Origin of the sequence: Acidovorax sp. SUPP2825 (genome assembly GCF_030158995.1) — a bacterium.
GTDB lineage: Bacteria > Pseudomonadota > Gammaproteobacteria > Burkholderiales > Burkholderiaceae_C > Paracidovorax.
Window position 1 is genome coordinate 1 of sequence record NZ_BQXK01000021.1, and the last position, 17,546, is coordinate 17,546.

The 17,546-nt window shown below is 66.7% G+C and carries 13 protein-coding genes and 1 pseudogene; 2 read left to right on the top strand and 12 right to left on the bottom strand.

Annotation, left to right across the window (positions count from 1 at the left end):
- Together AVAK2825_RS20690 and AVAK2825_RS20695 are read left to right on the top strand one after the other, a co-directional pair.
- Positions 1 to 117 (top strand): annotated as a pseudogene (locus AVAK2825_RS20690) (IS5/IS1182 family transposase); the annotation flags it as partial.
- Positions 118 to 609: 492 nt separating this feature from the next.
- Positions 610 to 1,002: a CARDB domain-containing protein gene (locus AVAK2825_RS20695; protein ID WP_284402348.1), complete on the top strand. Its 393-nt coding sequence runs from the start codon at positions 610 to 612 to the stop codon at positions 1,000 to 1,002.
- A gap of 251 nt (positions 1,003 to 1,253) precedes the next feature.
- Here the strand turns inward: AVAK2825_RS20695 and AVAK2825_RS20700 are convergent, their stop codons facing one another.
- From AVAK2825_RS20700 to AVAK2825_RS20755, 12 genes are all read right to left on the bottom strand, one after another.
- Positions 1,254 to 4,856 carry a hypothetical protein gene (locus AVAK2825_RS20700; protein ID WP_284402349.1) on the bottom strand — a complete coding sequence of 1,201 codons (3,603 nt, stop codon included), beginning with the start codon at positions 4,854 to 4,856 and terminating at the stop codon, positions 1,254 to 1,256.
- 570 nt (positions 4,857 to 5,426) lie between these two features.
- Positions 5,427 to 7,121 carry an amidohydrolase family protein gene (locus AVAK2825_RS20705; protein ID WP_284402350.1) on the bottom strand — a complete coding sequence of 565 codons (1,695 nt, stop codon included), beginning with the start codon at positions 7,119 to 7,121 and terminating at the stop codon, positions 5,427 to 5,429.
- Positions 7,122 to 7,390: 269 nt separating this feature from the next.
- The gene (locus tag AVAK2825_RS20710) at positions 7,391 to 7,843 is read right to left on the bottom strand and encodes a cupin domain-containing protein (protein WP_284402351.1); all 453 of its coding nucleotides are present in this window, start codon (positions 7,841 to 7,843) and stop codon (positions 7,391 to 7,393) included.
- Positions 7,844 to 8,024: 181 nt separating this feature from the next.
- The gene (locus tag AVAK2825_RS20715) at positions 8,025 to 8,603 is read right to left on the bottom strand and encodes a YceI family protein (protein ID WP_284402352.1); all 579 of its coding nucleotides are present in this window, start codon (positions 8,601 to 8,603) and stop codon (positions 8,025 to 8,027) included.
- A 76-nt stretch (positions 8,604 to 8,679) separates the two neighbouring features.
- The gene (locus tag AVAK2825_RS20720; RefSeq protein WP_284402353.1) at positions 8,680 to 9,255 is read right to left on the bottom strand and encodes a YceI family protein; all 576 of its coding nucleotides are present in this window, start codon (positions 9,253 to 9,255) and stop codon (positions 8,680 to 8,682) included.
- A 98-nt stretch (positions 9,256 to 9,353) separates the two neighbouring features.
- Positions 9,354 to 9,917, bottom strand: coding sequence for a cytochrome b (locus AVAK2825_RS20725; RefSeq protein WP_284402354.1), 564 nt, complete (start codon positions 9,915 to 9,917; stop codon positions 9,354 to 9,356).
- Between the two features lie 470 nt (positions 9,918 to 10,387).
- Positions 10,388 to 12,130, bottom strand: coding sequence for an acetyl/propionyl/methylcrotonyl-CoA carboxylase subunit alpha (locus tag AVAK2825_RS20730; protein WP_284402355.1), 1,743 nt, complete (start codon positions 12,128 to 12,130; stop codon positions 10,388 to 10,390).
- Positions 12,131 to 12,181: 51 nt separating this feature from the next.
- Positions 12,182 to 13,801 (bottom strand): 5-oxoprolinase subunit PxpB, encoded by a 1,620-nt coding sequence (pxpB, locus tag AVAK2825_RS20735; RefSeq protein ID WP_284402426.1) that lies wholly within the window; start codon positions 13,799 to 13,801, stop codon positions 12,182 to 12,184.
- Positions 13,801 to 14,571, bottom strand: a complete 771-nt coding sequence (locus AVAK2825_RS20740) for a LamB/YcsF family protein (RefSeq protein ID WP_284402356.1) — start codon at positions 14,569 to 14,571, stop codon at positions 13,801 to 13,803. The genes pxpB and AVAK2825_RS20740 overlap by 1 nt, the downstream gene beginning before the upstream one ends.
- A gap of 85 nt (positions 14,572 to 14,656) precedes the next feature.
- Entirely contained in the window at positions 14,657 to 15,352 is a 696-nt protein-coding gene (pcp, locus tag AVAK2825_RS20745; protein ID WP_284402357.1) for a pyroglutamyl-peptidase I, read from the bottom strand.
- Positions 15,353 to 15,371: 19 nt separating this feature from the next.
- On the bottom strand, positions 15,372 to 16,328 hold the full coding sequence (locus AVAK2825_RS20750) for a DUF979 domain-containing protein (protein ID WP_284402358.1): 957 nt from the start codon (positions 16,326 to 16,328) through the stop codon (positions 15,372 to 15,374).
- A gap of 2 nt (positions 16,329 to 16,330) precedes the next feature.
- Positions 16,331 to 17,098, bottom strand: coding sequence for a DUF969 domain-containing protein (locus AVAK2825_RS20755; protein WP_284402359.1), 768 nt, complete (start codon positions 17,096 to 17,098; stop codon positions 16,331 to 16,333).
- Positions 17,099 to 17,546: the final 448 nt, after the last annotated feature.

A 17,546-nucleotide genomic window follows, 5' to 3' on the forward strand; every position in this document is an offset into this window, starting at 1 on the left:
CTCTCCCGGGACTATGAGCGGTTGCCGGAAGTGCTCGGCGGGCTACATTTTCTGGTGTTTGCAGTGCTCATGTTGCCCGCCGCTGCACGGGTGCTAGCTGCGGCGGGAAGTTCATAACACGCTCTAGATGTACATCCTTCAAATGAATATCTGAATGATGGGATAACAACAGTTTCCAAGACTGGATAGCGGGCTACACGTATACGCCCTAAGCCGCCATATATCCAATGTCAAAAAGTCCTCAGTCGAGAGTGAGAATAAAATTACCTAAAGATAAAGCTACCGAAAGAACTTTTTCTGGTCATGGCAAGGAATCCAGAGGAAAGCATAAAACCAGCATCGCGGCAAAAAAACCCCCGCTGAATATTTTTCAATTGCTTGCGTATGATGCGTCAGAAACAAGGCGTCGAGTAGTTAATTACAGATTCGCCCATGAGTTGGAAAATGCGCAAAGATCGTAGTCAGCGGTACATACCTGCGCCGCGGCTGAGGCAATGACTTCCGGCGGTTGCATAAAGAAAGGAAACCGCCCCGCTTCTATAGCGCAGTTGCCGCCGCACCAGCCGCGTACTACTTCCCAGTGCGGCACACACACCAGGAGTCCGAACCATGAAGTCCTCTTCGAAGTACGTATTTCTCTGCGCATCGCTCACGCTGGCCTGCGCCGCCTCAGCACAGGCCTTGCCTGATTTGGTGGTGCCCAGCGTTGATTCGCCCAACCTCGACGGCGGTGTCATCACGGTGCAGGTCAAGAACCAGGGTGCAGGGCCCTCGGCTGCGTGCTACCTGGCGTTGCGCGTTGTGCCATTCGGCGGCGGCCTCAAGGTGTTCAGCCCGAAGATCCCGGCGCTTCAACCCGGTCAGCAGGTAGCCCTGTCGGTTCAGACCGGGTTCCTGCTGTCGCAAGCCGAATACGAGGCGATTGCAGACCGCTCCAACACGGTCCAGGAGACCAACGAGGCCAACAACCGCAACAAAGGGCAATTCGGCGGCAAGCCCTGACACCCTGACGCGAAAGGGGTGCATGCAGCCTGTTGATCAGGCCATGGCGACAGCGTGGTTGGCTCGACCGCGACAGGTGGCCTCGCGTACTTAACCGGGGCACCGATGCCACGCGCGCTGCGTGTGTATCTCGGAAAGAGGCGCCCGCGTCTGCGCCTCCATCCATACGCCCGGCGATGGATGGGGTTCAGCCCGGAGCGGTGGGTGGCATGGCCGATGCCTCGTCCCCCACCGCTCCCGCGCACACCGACTCAGGTGAAGTTCAACGATCGAACGCTGGCGCTGGTTCTCACGTCGTGGCGGATGCCCATCATCCCGTTCACGCCCCGGATGTCGCTGGCCGACTGTTCGTTAGCATTGATCAAGAAGCGCGCCTCGCGGTAGCCCGGGTCCTTGTGGATGGTGTCGATCTCGCGCTCGGCATGCTTGGCGGCTTCCTTGTCGCCCAGCTTTTCCGAGAGTGCGCGGTCCGCCTCCAGCAGGTTGCTGGTCTCCACATGGTTGGGGCCCCACTCCCAATACAGCTGCGACGTGCCGGTCAGGTCGCGGTGCTCGCGCAGCTGGCCCGCGAATTCGCCGAGGATCTTCTTTTCGGTCTGCACGGCATGGTCGCGGTCCGCCCCGTGCCGGGCCGGGAAGAACTTCTTGGCCTTGTCTTCGGCGAAGTTTTCCACGTCCGCCGCCAGGTTGTTCACAAAGTCCTTGCTGGTGACCAAGGTCTGCGTGGCACAGCTGGTGGGCAGCTCTTGGTCGTCGTACAGGATGCGGGTGGTGGTGCGGGTCTCGCCATCCCGGAAGAGATCGGCGGAGGCGGAGCCGAAGGTGGCCGCCCCCAGCGATGTCATGCTGGTGACGGCATCCACGGGAGGCTGCCCCGGCACGGCCGCCGGCGCGGTGGCGCCTTCGATCAGCCCGCTCAGCGATGCCAGCGCGCCTGTCACGGTGGCTTTGAACGCCTTGGACTCGGACTCGCGAATGACCTTGAGCGTGCCCGAGGTGTCACGATACTCGAGGGTGCCCAGCCGCATCTCCCCGCCGACACTTGCCTGGGGCATTCCCACGCGCAAGTCGCCCACCGTCATCCCAACGCCTCCGGACGTGCTGCCGGTGAGGCGGTGGTCCTTTTGCCGCACTTCGAATGCGCCGATGGAGATCGTGTCGCCGAACTCCTGGTAGGCACGCTTGACGAGCGAAGACTGGTCTTCCTTGTTGCCCGGGGCTTGGTAGGGGCCGGCTTCATCGGGCACGCCGATCAGCAGCTTGATCAGGCGGGCCTTCTGCTGCGCCAGGTCCCGGTCCCCGCCCACGCCGCCGGACTTGTGGCGGGGAAATCCGAACACCGCGCCTTCCTGGTCCAGTAGTTCATAGCTGTGGCCCACGTCGCCACCGACAAAGGCGGAAAACGATGCAGCCTCGGTCTTGCCGACGCTGAAACCCAGCGAGGCGCCCGCTCCTTCCTGCACCCGCTTGACGGTGGAGACGCTCATGCGCAGCGAGCTGCGGTCGGTGGAGACGCCGGATTCGAAGGAAACGATGCGGGTGCGCCCGCCGCCCAGGTCAGCGCGGAGGGACACGGTGCCGGCGGACAGGAGGCCCGAGATGACCTCGGTCACGTTCCGGGTAGTGCCCTGGGTGTTGCCCGCGTTGGCCAGCGAGAACCCCGATCCCAGTTCTTCGCCGCGAATCATCGATGCGAGGATTTCCGCCGCTTCGACGCGGGTCTTGCCTTTCATCGCGGTATTGGGTGGCACGCTCACCTGAGGGTCTTGCGACACGCGGGCGAATGCGGTCGAGAAGGCCTTCCAGTCGGGTTGGCCGGCTTCGTGCCGGTAGGTTTGCATCTCCAGGGCCGACTGCGCGTCGGACGGCCCACCCGCATCGCCGGACCATGCCAGCAGCCGGGCGGGGGTGAGGGGCAGGTTCTGTTCAGCGAGCGCAGCATCCACCAGTGCGCCGATCGGGTCGACCAGGCCGGCGTCGTCGGGCGCCGCCTCCGGCAACTGGATGGCCGCCATCACCGCCTGGCGCACCTGGGCGATGGCAGGTTCCGACAGGTTGTCGCCGCGCGCCAGGCGGGGCAGCAGCAGCGCCTCGGACTTGGCGCGCAGAAGGATCTCGGAGCGCACCATGTTGCGCAGCAGAGAACCGCCCGCGCCGCTGTCGTCCAGCAGCGCCTGCGCGTCCACGGTGTCCTGTGCACTGGGCAGCGCGCCGTTCTCCAGGCCTCCACGCGCCTTCATGGTGGACTCCAGCACATCGACCATGTCCTTCATGGCCCGGCCTTCGTGGATGCCGCCGATGTGCGACAGCTCGAAACCCATGTTCTTGCCGCGCGAGGACACGATGGCGTCGTAGCCGTAGAAGGGGCTCTTGCCGTGGTGCAGCGAGCCGTAGCGCAGCGTGTCCGCGATGCGCTGAAAGCCCGTGGGCGATGCGATGGCGCGGTTCAGGTGCATGCCCACGCCCTTGGCCGCGCGCGACTCGGTCTTGTGGAACTCGCTCTTGCTGCCGTCCGGGTTGCGGGGCTTGTCGGTGGCCATGCCGCCACGGAGCATCTCCACGGCGAAACGGCAGCCATGGACCTCCTGGATGGCGGGGTCGAGCTCATCGCGCACGGCCAGCAGCGCTTTCTCGGCCAGCGAGAGCGAGGATCCGTTGGCAATGGGCGCCCCCGCGCGGCCGGGCCAGCCATTGGGCGTGGCCTGTATGGTCCTGCCCAGCCGGCCATGGGCGAACATGCTGGCCGGATCGAGTCCAGGGACGGGGTTGGCTGCGGCGCGCGCCATGCGCGCCACTTCGGCGGCGGCACGCAGATACGCGCGCATCGGGCCGCGTTGCGCCGCGGCCAGGGCCGGCGCGCCATCCGCCGCGCCCTCGGGCTTCGCGGTGATCTTGCTCAGCAGGTCCAGTCCCTTGGCCCCTGGAGTACTTTCGATCTCGGCCGCGAATTTCCAGGCCAGTTGCACCTCGGCGCTGACGCCGTCTGCGGGCGGAGCCAGCAGGTCGGCCACCAGGCGCACTTGCGGCAGGGCCTGCAGGAGGCGCTCGGCTTGCGCCGTGTCCTTGCTGTGGGCGGCAAGCGCCTTGACCAGGACGACGGACTCGCCAACAGAGATGCCCGTGGCGGCCTTCAGTTGCAGCACGCTGGCTTCCAAGGCTTTCTTCCGGTTGGCTGGACCATCGAAGTAATTCACGATGGTTCCGAAGATGGTCGGCTCCTTCCGGAGATCTTCGGCACGCCTGCCCTCCTTGGGCAAGGTGCGGCCGACACGGGGCGCGGCCTGCTGCAGCGTGTTGGGCACCTTGACGGCCGAAGCGCCTTCCTGGCCGACGAAGCTGCCAAACTTCGGCGCGGCGGACGAGACATTGCTCCGGAACGGGTTCCAGGGAGGCGACGTGGTGGTGCTCGAGATACCGAAGCCGTGCTTGAACGCACCTTCCTTGATCCCCTCGGTGACCTTCTTGAGCTTGGACAGGCCGTCCTGGCGCCGCAGGTCCTGGGCTGGGATCTCGCTTGCGGCAGCCCCATCGGCAGCCGACGGGGCCGAACTGCGTCGGCTGTTGACGCTGATGCTGTCGTCACCGTCACCGTCACCGTCACCGCCCCCGTCGTCCTCGCTTTGCACGTGCTGCGACTCGATCTCGATCTCGGAGTTGCCCCCGTCGAAGACGATGTCCGAGTCCGCGCTGTCGTTGCGCGCATGCTGCGGCTCGATCACGACGCCGAGATCGACCACATCGAAGTCGATGTCGGCATCCGCACTGTCGGAATGAGCGCCTTCGCTCTGCACTCGCGCATGTGTCGGTACCGACTGCTTGGCGCCGATCTCGACGATCTCATCGCGCTCGGCCATTTCAAAGGCCTCCGGCTCTTCCGGAGAACTCGAAACACCCTCCGAGGGGTTGGGTATGACACCGGAGGTCGATGCATAAGCCACCGCCTGGATGGAAGGCTTGCGCAGTGGCCAGCCTGCACCAGGTGCATCCAACCCGGAATTCTTGCCGCCTGCGTTGCCGGGAGTCTGGGGCGTTTTGGGTGCCTCTGGCGAACCGGAAGGCTTGGCCGTTTGCGGCGGCGCCGGTTTCGAGGACTTGAAGCCTACTGCCTTCTTGAAGTTGCTGGCCACCTTGGCCTTGAACGACTTGTGGGGTTTGCTGGGCGGCACTGATCCGGCTCCGTCGGACGATGCGCTTTGCCGCTCCTGCGCAGCGCGCCGCGATGAAGGCATGTCGCCTGCATCGAGCCGCTTCCCGGAGGTGCGCTCCTGGCGCACCTCCTCGCTCTTCGGCCGGTGTTGGCCCTCATCCACGTCACCAGGCCGCACGCCGCACCAAATGGGAATTCGCATCGCATCGCTCCAAATCATGCGCCCCGTGGTGGGTGCCCCGCACCCACCACGCCCGGGCTGTTTCCTACAAAACCCTTAAGCCGTCGCCGCTGCGGCCTTCAGGTCCTTCAGCGTCTGGGCCGAGACGGGGTCGCCACCGTTGTTGGTGACGTGGGTGTCCATGAACTCCTTGGTCAGGACGTTCTGCTCGAAGTCGCGCACCTGCTTGCGCGATGCCACGAACACGCGGTCGTAGGTGCCGTTGAGCACGTTGTGCTTGGCCTCGGTGCTCATGCCCTGGAACAGGCCTTCGTCGTACATCTTCTTGGTGGCTTCCCAGGTGCCGGTTTCCTTGGGCGCCAGCGTGTCGGAGCCGAAGCAGATGCGGTGGCTGTGGTCCTGGATGAAGCCGCGCCAGGCGGTGAGCGACTGGTCGTCCTTGCCGATCTGCTTGGCCACTTCGCTCCACGAGATGTCCAGGTTCAGGTTGGGGCAGTCCGCCAGCAGCTTCTTCAGGGCGTCCAGATGGCCCTCGCCCTGCTGCACGAAACGGCCCAGGCCGCCGCCGTGCGCCCAGACGATCTTGGTGTCCTGCACCCGCGGATCGCTGAACATCTTGCGCAGGCCTTCCAGATTGGCCGGCAGGCGCGCTTCGGAGGCCTTGCCCTTGCCCTTGCTGTTGAACTCCTTGACCTGATCGTGCAGGTTGTCGATGTCGCAATGCAGCACCACGGGCGTGCCGATGACCCCGGCCACTTCCATCAGCTTCGTGAGCGGCTCCATGCGCGGAGTCTGGGTGCTGGCCTGCAACCGGCCACCCGCGAACATGTCTTCCACCAATTCCTTGTGAACCGTGATTTCACCGATGCCGGTGAAGGTACCCTTGGTCTTGTACAGCTCGTGCAGCAGGCGGTCGCTCACGCGCGGGTCACCCAGGTGCAGGCCGGTGATCATGGGGTCCAGGCGGCTGCGCTGCGCCTCGCTCATGCCGGAATTCTTGATGGCCGTGGCCAGGTCGGTGTTGACGGCGGTGTCCACGTACAGAATGGACGCATCGACGATCTCCTTGATCAGGCCCGGATCCTTGCGGAAGTCGTCGATGTCCAGCTTGGGACGGCTGGCCAGTTCTTCGCTCGTGCGGCCGGCGAGCACGCGGTCTTCGATCTTCTTGGGCACGTAGTAGAACTCGAGCGGACCGCAATGGTGCGCATGTTCGCCGCCGCCGATCTGTTCGGAGATTTCGTGGGGATTGAGGGCCGTGGTCGCGCCATCGTCACCCGGCAGCTTGGCTTGCAGCAGCGAGGTGGGAATGGGCATCAAGGTGGTGTTGCGCACGCCGATGTCGTCCATCATCTTCAGCAGTTGCTCGGGGTTCAGGCCGCGCTGCACGTAGTTGGTGGGGTGCATGTGGCTGTCGCTGTGCGCGTCGAGGCCGCTGGACAGCTCGTAGGTGGCCACTTCGAAATGGTTGCCGACCGTGATCGCCTCGCCCGTCTTCGCGCTGTGAATGACCGCGCCGGAGTGCCGCTTGGCCACCAGCGCGTCGGGACGCACGCTGCCGTCATGGAACCGCTTCGGCTGGCTGACCACCATGCTGTTGCTGCGGGGAGGCACGGACGCGGCCTTGCCCGAGCCGGTGAACGCGGAACGCAAGCCGTCGAGCACGGAATTTCCGCTGAACTTGGACGACTTTTGCGTGGACGAACCCGCGCCATCGCTTTTGGATTCGGACGGCTTGAGCAACGGGGTGGTCACGGAAGCAGAGGACGCAGGCGATTTGACAGTGGTCATATAGATCTTTCAGTGGTTAATAAATAATCTGTTGGGCTTATAATTCTTAAACTCTGCTGTTTTTGCCTTGCCCTGCACCCGAAAGAAGCGACGGCGAAGCGAACATTTGCCTTGCCGGGCGGAACTCCTGACGCATTAATCGTATATATGCCGAACCAAAGAAAATGCCGTTATCTGGTCGCCTAGATAACGGCATTTTTAGCATCTCTCAATATGCGAGGCCATTTGAAAATGGCGAGAGGACAGGAACTTAGCGAAGAAATTCCAAGCTACTTGTCCGCTTCGAATTCATCATTTTCGGACACCATCGGGATATAGGCGCGCACCCATTCCTTGTCGTTCGACACGATCTTCCAACTGTGGCCTTCGCCCTGGGTGTCCTCGGCCAGCAAGACCGTGCCGGGGGCCAGGCGGAAGGTGGAGCCGTCGCTCACGCGAAACTCCAGCACGCCCTGCAGCGGCACCACGTATTGCCGGCGGGGCGCCGGGTGGGTGTTTTGCTCCCACGGCTCCACCGAATTGCTTAGCCAGAACTGCTGGCTGGAAATCTTGTGCAGCGCCGGCACCGTGCCGCGCACGAAGGCGGCGTGGTGGTCCGGGGTGGAGTACAGCTTGATGGCGGGAATGCGCGCCGCCTCCTCGCCCGCCCAGGCACCGGTGACGGCGCCCGCCATCACGGCCATGGCCAAGGCCTGGCGGGCGGCCGGCGCACATCGTTTCATCAGGGAACTCATAAAACCTGTTTCATCCTCGTTCATTCGGAAAAGAAGCCAAGGCACGCACCCCGCTTTGCCGGCAGGCGCCGCGGGTGCGCGGCCACGAAAAAGGGCCGGTCCCGCGCAGCGGTGTGCACGCGGGGCCCGGCCCTGGCCGCCCACGGCCCGAAGGCCATGGGGGAAAGGTTTACTGCTTGACGGCTTCGATCTGCGCCACGATGCGCACGTTCTTGGGGAAGCCGTACTGCACGCCGTAGTCGGCGCCGAAGGCCGTGCGGTCGATGGTGGTTTCGAAGTCGCCGCCGCACACTTCACGCTTGAGCATGGGGCTTTGGTAGCAGGCGAACTGGTTGGCCTTGAAGGTCACGGGCTGGGTCTTGCCCTTGATGGTCAGGTCGCCGGCCACGGACACAAGCTTGTCGCCGTCGAACGTGAACTTGTCGCCCACGAACTTGGCCGTGGGGTGCTTGGCGGCGTCGAAGATGTCGGCGCTTTGCAGGTGCTTGTCGAACGGTGCCACGCCCGTGTTGATCGAGGTGATGTCGATCGTCAGTTCCACCTTGCCGGTCTTGGCGGCCTTGTCCAGCTGCACGGTGCCTTCCTTCTTGTCGAAGCGGCCGCGGTTCACGCTGGCGCCGAAGTGGCTGATCTCGAACGTGGCGAAGGTGTGGGTCGGGTCCACGGCATACGTGGCGGTCTGGGCCTGCACGGCGCCGGCGGCCAGGGTTGCAGCCACGGCGGCGAGGGCGAAGAGGGATTTGCGCATGTCGATATCTCCGGGTTGAAAAAACAGAAACGGAACAAGAAACAAGAAACGGGGTTCAGCGGGCGAAAGCCGAGGCTCAGAGCTTGCCCACGCCGGTCAGCGCGAGCTTGAACTTGACCTGCACGTCGTCGGCCACCATGGACGTATCGGCCCATTCGTTCTCGCCGATCTTGAAGGCCAGGCGCTTGATGGCGAAGGCACCGGTGGCCGTGGTGGTCGCGCCGCTCTGGGCGAGCGTGACGGGCACGGTGACGTCCTGCGTGGCGCCCTTGATGCTGAGCTTGCCGGCCACTTCGTACTTGCCGGCGCCCAGGGCCTTGATGGCGGTGGACTGGAAGGTGGCCTGCGGGAACTTGGGCACGTTGAACCACGTGGCCTTGGGCAGTTCGGCGTCGGACTCCTTCACGCCCAGGGTGGCGCTGCCGGTATCGACGGTGAAGGCGATCTTGCTGGTGGCCAGCTTGGCCGGATCGAACGCGACCTGGGCATCAAACTTTTTGAACTTGCCTTCCACCGGCACGCCCATCTGCTTGCTCACGAAGGTGATCTCGCTTTGCTCGGGCACGAGTTTTTGCTGGGCGAATGCCGGTGCGGCCGCCAGCAGCGTGGTGGATGCCAGCGCGAGGCCAGCTAGCGTCATCGAATATTTCATGGACAGGACTCCGTCAGTCAACAACAAACCAAAAATTCAGGAAGAACCGGCCGAGAGGCCGGGCACCCCGGCGCCTGCACAGCCAGCGAAACGATCGATCAGCCCCGGCCCGGCAGCATGCGCGACAGCAGGCCGTCGCGGTCGATGACCTGGTGCTTGACCACGGCCGCCACGTGCAGCACGACCAGCGCTGCCAGGGCATAGGCGGTGATTTCATGCCAGGGCTTGATGGCCTCGGCCAGCTCGGGGCTCACGGGCACGAAGCTGGGCAGCGGCAGCACGCCGAGGAACACGATGGGAAAGCCGGCCGCCGAGCTGTAGGCCCAGCCGACCAGCGGCACGATGAAAAAGAGCGCGTACATCACGTGGTGCGTGCCGTGGTGCGCGATGTGCTGCCAGCGGGGCATGGCCGCTTGCACGGCCGGCGGCAGCGCGGGTGGGCGGTGCGTGAGGCGCCAGATCAGCCGCAGGGTGGACAGCGCCAGGATCGTCACGCCGGCCCACTTGTGCCAGTTGTAGAGCTTCAGGCGCTGGGGCGAGAACGGCAAGCCCGTCATGTACAACCCCACCGCGAAGATGCCGATGAGCGCCAGAGCGAGGATCCAGTGCAGGGCGATGGCCATGCCCCCGTAGCGGGACGATCGTGGCAGAGGAGGCGTCATGGATGGTGGTCTGGGTTTCGTGGGGTGGAATGCTGCGACGCAACACTCAGGCATGGCGCAGTGTAGATAGCCTTTTGTGCGCCAAGTTTCAATGGAATTGACGCAATGGTTCAAAAAATGTGAATGCTCAAACCGCCTGTGCCGCAGCGCTGAAGGCGCCCGCAGGGAGCGGCGAGGGCAGCACGGGCTCGCAGCCGAGCCCGAAGACTACCCTCCCCCGCGCCATCGGCCAAGCCCTCCACGAGGGGCCGCCATAGCGCTCCGCCGACCCGACTGCACCTCGGTGGGGCGACCGCAAGAAAGCGAGAAGCGCGCACGCAGCGCAAACCCTTCGACAAAAAAATAGCCGCCGGCGCCGGGGCCTCCAGCGCGGGCAGCAATCGAAGGATGGGCTTTCCGGCGACGGATCGCCGAAAAGCCCTGTTGGAGGAAGGCTCCAAAGGCCGCTCCGTTCAGGCGCCAGGGCTTCTTCAGTCCTGGATGCGCGCGATGGCCGTGCCGGCCGCGTGGTAGCTGCCGGCCGCCGCGCTCAGGGCGATCTTGCCCGCGCGGTGCGCGGTGACCTGCATTTCCATCTTCATGGCTTCCATCACGGCGATCACGTCGCCCTTGGCCACGGTGTCGCCTTCGGCCACTTTCCAGGTCTGCAGCGTGCCGGCGATGGGGGCGCCGACGGCATTGGGGTCCTGCTCCGCCTTGTCGCCGCCGCCCGCGCCCGGGGCAACCGGGGCGCCGCCCGGCACGGACTGCAGGCCGCGCAGCAGCTCGGGCGGCAGGCCCAGGGAGACACGGCGTCCGCCGATCTCCATCGCAGTGCGGATCAGGGTGGTGTCGGCCACGGGCTCGGCGCGCAGGGCGGCGGCCAGGTCGGGGGCGAAGTCGGTCTCGATCCAGCGGGTGTGGACCTTGAAGCCGTCGCCGCCCACGAAATCCGGATGGCCGATGACCGCGCGGTGGAACGGCAGCACCGAGGCCACGCCTTCGATCTTGAACTCGCGCAGCGCGCGCTGTGCGCGGGCGATCGCCTGCTCGCGCGTGGCGCCCGAGACGATGAGCTTGGCCATCAGCGAATCGAACGTGCCCGGCACCGTGGAGCCGGACTGCACGCCGCTGTCCACCCGCACGCCAGGGCCGGACGGCGCGGAGAACGAGACGACCGGACCGGGCGTGGGCAGGAAGCCCCGGCCCACGTCTTCGGCGTTGATGCGGAACTCGATGGAATGGCCCAGCGGGCGCGGCGTTTCGGTGACGGCCAGTGGGTGGCCGTCGGCGATGCGCAACTGCTCCACCACCAGGTCGATGCCCGTGGTCTGCTCGGTCACGGGGTGCTCCACCTGCAGGCGCGTGTTCACTTCGAGGAACGAGATGGCGCCGCTGCCGCTGAGCAAAAACTCCACCGTGCCCGCGCTGGCGTAGCCCGCCTCGGCGCAGATGTCGTGCGCGGCCTGGTGGATGCGCGCGCGCTGGTCGTCGGAGAGGAAAGGCGCAGGCGCCTCTTCCACCAGCTTTTGGTTGCGCCGCTGCAGCGAGCAGTCGCGCGTGCCCAGCACCAGCACGTTGCCGTGGGTGTCGGCCAGCACCTGCGCCTCGATGTGGCGGGGCCGGTCGAGGAACTGCTCGACGAAGCACTCGCCGCGCCCGAAGGCGGTGACAGCCTCGCGCACGGCGGAGTCGTACAGCTCGGCCACTTCGTCCATGCGCCAGGCGACCTTCATGCCGCGGCCGCCGCCGCCGAACGCGGCCTTGATGATGATGGGCAGGCCATGCTGCTCGGCGAAGGCGATGACCTCGCTGGCGTCCTTGACGGGCTCGGAGGTTCCGGCCACCAGCGGCGCGCCGACCTTGAGCGCGATCTTGCGGGCCTCGACCTTGTCGCCCAGGCGCGCGATGGCCTCGGGCGAGGGGCCGATCCAGGTCAGGCCCGCGTCGATCACGGCCTGCGCGAAGGCGGCGCTTTCCGACAGGAAGCCGTAGCCCGGGTGCACCGCGTCGGCGCCGCTGCGTCGGGCCACGGCCAGCAGCTTTTCGATGTTCAGGTAGGTGTCGGCCGGCCGGTCGCCGTCCAGGCCGTAGGCCTCGCCCGCCATGCGGGCGTGCACGGCGTCGATGTCGGCATTGGCATAGACGGCCACGGAGGCCACGCCGTAGTCGGCGCAGGCACGGGCGATGCGGACGGCGATCTCGCCACGGTTGGCAATGAGGACTTTTTTCATGTCAGGGGCTCGGTAATCGGTGTTCGGTAAGGGGGTGCTCGTTCAGGCCCGTCAGGCGGCAGCGCCGCGCGTGATGGCTTCGAATTCGCGGATCGGGTTGAAACGCACCCAGGCGTTGACCGGGATCTGGCCCGCGCGGTCCAGGTGGTGGGGCGCGACGGTGCCGATGACCGGATAGCCGCCCGTGAGCGGGTGGTCGGCCAGGAACAGCACGGGCTGGCCGCTCGGCGGCACCTGGATGGCGCCGATGCAGGTGCCTTCGCTGGGCAGCTCGCCGCCCACGGCACGCGCCAGCGGCTCGTCGCCCGCCAGGCGGATGCCCACGCGGTTGGACTGCGGCGTGACGCGCCAGCGTTGCGCCGCCAGCAGGGCGACGGCATCGGGCGTGAACCAGTCGGTGCGCGGGCCGAGCACCACGTCGAGCGTGATGTCTTCGTGCACCGTGGGCAGGCCGGCCGGCGGCACCTCGGGCGCGCCGACCACGGCGCTGCCCACCACGGGCCGCACGCCCAGCACGTCGCCGCCGGCCACCGCCGCCGGGCCCACGCGGGCCAGCGTGTCGGTGGCGCAGCTGCCCAGCACCGGCTGCACGGCGAAGCCGCCGCGCACCGCCACATAGCAGCGCGTGCCGGCCACCGGTTCGCCCACGGTGAGCGTGTCGCCGTCGCCCAGGGCGATGGGCTGGTAGTTCGGCACGGGCCAGCGCAGGCCGGCCGCGTTGGTGAGGGTCAGCGGTGCATCGGCGCCGGTCACGGCCACGACGGTGTCGCCGCGGCTGCGCAGCTGCAGGCCACCGTTGACCGTCTCCAGGCAGGCGCCGTCGGAGGCATTGCCGGCCAGGCGGTTGGCGGCCTTGCAGGCGGCCTGGTCCATGGCGCCCGAGGCCGACACGCCCTGGCCCGCCTGGCCGTGGCGGCCCACGTCCTGGAACAGGGTCTGCAGGCCGGCCGAGACCACTTCGAGCGCGGTGGCCGCAGGGGGCCCGGCGGGTGCCGGTGCGGTTTCAGTGCCTTTTTGGCCCTCAGCACATGTTTCACTAGGGCGTTCTTCTACATTTTTAGTAGCAATATCCACGAAGCGCACGCGGTCGCCGGGCTGCAGCAGCGCCGGCACGGGGCGCCCCAGGTCCCACATGGCCGTGGGCGTGGTGCCGATGATCTGCCAGCCGCCCGGGCTGGCCTGCGGATAGACGCCGCTGAAGGTGCCCGCCAGCCCCACCGCGCCCGCCGGGATGCGGGTGCGCGGCGTGGTGCGGCGCGGCACGTTCAGGCTGGGGTGGCCGCCGGTCAGGTAGCCGAAGCCCGGCGCGAAGCCGGTGAACGCCACGGTGTATTCGCTGCCCGTGTGGCGCGCGATCACCTCTTCGGGGGTGATGCCCAGCATGTGCGCCACTTCGGCCAGGTCTTCCCCGTCGTAGTGCACGGGGATCTCGATCAGCGTGGTGCTGCGCTCGGCCTGCGCGCTCACGTCGCGCCGGGCGATGGCGTCCACCAGCGCGGTCAGCGACTGCACGGCGGGGCGGAAGTGGATGAGGATGGTGCGCGCGGCGGGCACCATTTCCTCGATGCCGTCGATGGGCTCGCGCCGCAGCGAGGCGAGCAGCGCCAGCGTCTGGTCGAGGTCGTCCAGCTCGACCATGACCGCATTCAGGTTGACGGGCAGGAAGCGCATCATGCTGCGGGCTGCCCTGCGAACGACGTGATGGTCACGCCGGCCTGCTCGAAGCGCTGGCGCACCTGCTGCGCGATCGCGACGGCGTCGGGGCTGTCGCCGTGCACACAGATCGAGTCGGCACCGATGCGCACCTGGCTGCCGTCGATGGCCTCGATCACGCCGTCGGACACCAGGCGCAGCATGCGCTCGGCGATCAGCGCGGCGTCATGCAGCACGGCGCCCTTTTCGCGGCGCGACACCAGCGTGCCGGCCGGGGTGTAGGCGCGGTCGGCAAAGGCTTCGGCCACCACGCGCAGGCCGGCGTCGCGCGCCCAGCCGATCAGCGGCGAGCCGGCCAGCGCCACCAGCACCAGGCGGTCGTCGATCTCGCGCAGCGCGGTGATCACGTCGCGCGCCTGGCGGGCGTCGTGGGCGATGGTGTTGTAGAGCGCGCCGTGGGGCTTCACGTAGCGCACCTCGGTGCCGGCGGCCTTGGCCAGGCCCTGCAGCGCGCCGATCTGGTAGATCACGTCGGCCACGAGGTCGGCGCTTTCCACGTCCATGTTGCGGCGACCGAAACCGACCAGATCGCGATAGGCCACGTGCGCCCCCACCACCACGCCGCGGGCCTGGGCCTCGCGCAGCGTGCGCAGGATGCCGGCGGCATCGCCGGCGTGGAAGCCGCAAGCCACGTTGGCGCTGCTCACGATGCCCAGCATGGCCGCGTCGTCGCCCATGCGCCATGCGCCGAGGCTCTCGCCCAGGTCGCTGTTCAGATCCATTTTCATCGTCGTTCTCCTGGCGGTCGGTGCCGCCGATATCTCAAACCCGCGGAGCGCTGCGCGCAGCGCCCCGTCTATATGCCCATGCCGGTCAATGCAATTGCCCGGCGGTCTCGCGAACGTCCTCGCGCACGGCCAGCGCCGTGCGGATGACGGCGCGCAGAGCCTGCGCCAGCGTGTCCAGCGCCACGCTGGGCGCGCCGCCACCCACGCGCGCGGCCTGCTCGGGCAGGTACGGCACGTGGATGAAGCCGCCGCGCGCGGGCGCCGCAGTGCCCGGCAGCGTGGCGGCGCCTGCGGCCTGTTGCGCCAGGCGGTGCATCAGCGCGTAGAAGATGTGGTTGCAAACGAAAGTGCCCGCAGTGTTGGACACCACAGCCGGCAGCCCTTCGGCGCGCAGGTCGCGCACGATCGCCTTGATGGGCAGCGTGGAAAAGTACGCCGCCGGGGCGCCCGGCACCACGGCGGTGTCCACCGGCTGCTGCCCGGCGTTGTCGGCGATGCGCGCATCGTCCAAGTTGATGGCCACGCGCTCCAGCGACACCTCGGCGCGGCCACCGGCCAGGCCCAGGCAGATCACCAGCGAGGGCCGCCACTGCGCCAGCGCCGCGTCGAGCGCCTGCGCGGCCTTGCCGAACACGCAGGGCAGTTGCACCGAGCGCACCGTGGCGCCCCCATGCTGCCAGCCGTCCAGCGCACGCGCCACCTCCCACGAGGGGTTGACCGGATCGAGCTCGAAGGGCTCGAAGCCGGTGAGCAGCACAGTGTGGGGGGCGGCGTCGGACACGGGGCGGCCTTTCTTCGGACTATCGGAACATCAGGAAGTACATCAGGAACACGTTGCACGTGAGCAGCGCGAGGGCCGTCGGCACCTGTGCGCGGATCACCGCATTCTTGTCCGGAAGCTCCAGCAGCGCGGCGGGCACGATGTTGAAGTTGGCGGCCATCGGGGTCAGCAGCGTGCCGCAGTAGCCCGAGAGCATGCCGATCGCGGCCATCACGGCGGGGTCGCCGTGGTACACGCCCAGCAGGATCGGCACGCCCACGCCGCCCGTCATGACGGGGAAGGCGGCGAAGCCGTTGCCCATGATGATGGTGAACAGCGCCATGCCGATCACGTACACGGCGCAGGCCACGAAGCGGATGTCCATGTTGATGTAGCTGGTGGTGATGTACGCCACGGCCTTGCCCACGCCGGCGTCGGAGAACACCAGGCCGAGCATGCCCAGCATCTGCGGCAGCACCAGGGCCCAGCCCAGCGCGTCGGTCAGGCGGCGCGATTCGCGCAGGCCCTGCACGGGGCTCTCGCGGGTCAGCCAGCAGGCCAGGGCCAGCGACAGCACGCAGCCCACGCCCAGGCTCACCAGGGTGGTGTTCTTGGGGTCGATCAGCGGCACGCCGCCCACGGACAGGTGCTTGGCCGACAGCGTACCGATCATCGTGATGAGCGGAATCGCCAGCGCGGGAATGAACAGGCGGTTGCCCAGGCGCTTGGCGCTGGTCTGGTACTCGGCCGGGGTGCGGGGGGTGTGCTTGCCCGCGCCCACGCCGCCGAAGCCGGCGATGAGCGCCATCACCACGGCGCCAGCGCCCACCCAGATGGGCGGCAGCAGGTCGCCGATGAGGAAGACCAGGGAATACAGGGCCCAGAACAGTCCGCTGGAAAAGCGCTTGGGGTTGTCACGGTCGGCCACGGTCATCACCGCGGTGATGGCCAGGATGGCGCCGACGAGGTAGTACAGGTGTTGGATGGTCAGTGTCATGTTCATGCTCCCTTGGCGCTGGAGAGGGTGCCGTCGCCATTGCCGTTCCCGTTGCCATTGCGGCCAGCGGTTTCGGCGGCGTGCGCGGCCAGTTCACGGGCCAGCACGCCGTCCAGGCGGTGCAGGCGCCAGGCGTGGATGGCGAACGCGCAGATCGCGGTCGGAATGCCCCACAGCGCGATGTGGATCGGCTCGACATCGATGCCGGCCTCGTGCAGGAAGGTGGACATCAGCACGATGGCGCCGAAGGCCACGAAGATGTCTTCGCCGAAGAACAGGCCCACGTTGTCGGTGGCCGCCGAGAAGGCACGCAGCTTGTGGCGGATGCGGTCGGGCAGCTTGCCGTAGCGCGCCTCGGTGGCGCCTTCGGCCATGGGGGCGAGCAGCGGGCGCACCATCTGGGGGTGGCCGCCCAGGCTGGTCAGGCCGATGGCGGCCGTGAGCTGGCGGGCGCCCAGGTACACGATGAGCAGGCGGCCGGCGGTGGCCGACTTGATGCTGCTGATCCAGTTCTGCGCATGCTGGCGCAGGCCGTGGCGCTCCAGCAGCCCGATCACCGCCAGGGGCAGCAGGATGATGAGCGGCAGGTTGCGCGTCTTGATGAAGCCGGTGCCGATGGTGGCCAGGATCTTGTCGATCGGAAATCCGGCGGCAAACGCCGTCGCGATGGCCGTGACGATCACCACCAGCATCGGGTTGAACCGCAGGATGAACCCCACGATGATGACCGCCACCCCGATGAGCGGCCACAGATTGACTACGTTTTGCATCTTGAACTTCCTTGAATACGTACAGCCCTGGCCGGTCCGGTCTTCGCGTGCGCCCCGCCGCCGTTGGCGAAGAGGTGCGGACAACCGTAGGGCCCCATTGCCGGCCTGGCAGCGCGCGGGCAATGGGAGGTTGCTGCCCGAGCGCGGTCTGGACCGGCACGACACACAACGCAAATTGCATGCCAATCCATGAACAACAAATCAGGGATCAACCATTGAAAAACTTCAAGTTGTTGAACAATCGATGCACTATGAAGAGACAACCAGCACCAATTTGTTTCACGATTGGTCGATTTTGCCCAACAACAGGGCGCACAACCGACCCGGACAAACCCTAGGAAAAGGGGTTAGAAAACGGTATTCCACAGAGTGGATTCTTGCGAAGCAGGCCGATCTGCTACAAAGTGCGGAACCCCGATCCCGGCCTGCGCACGCCGTGCCGCACGCC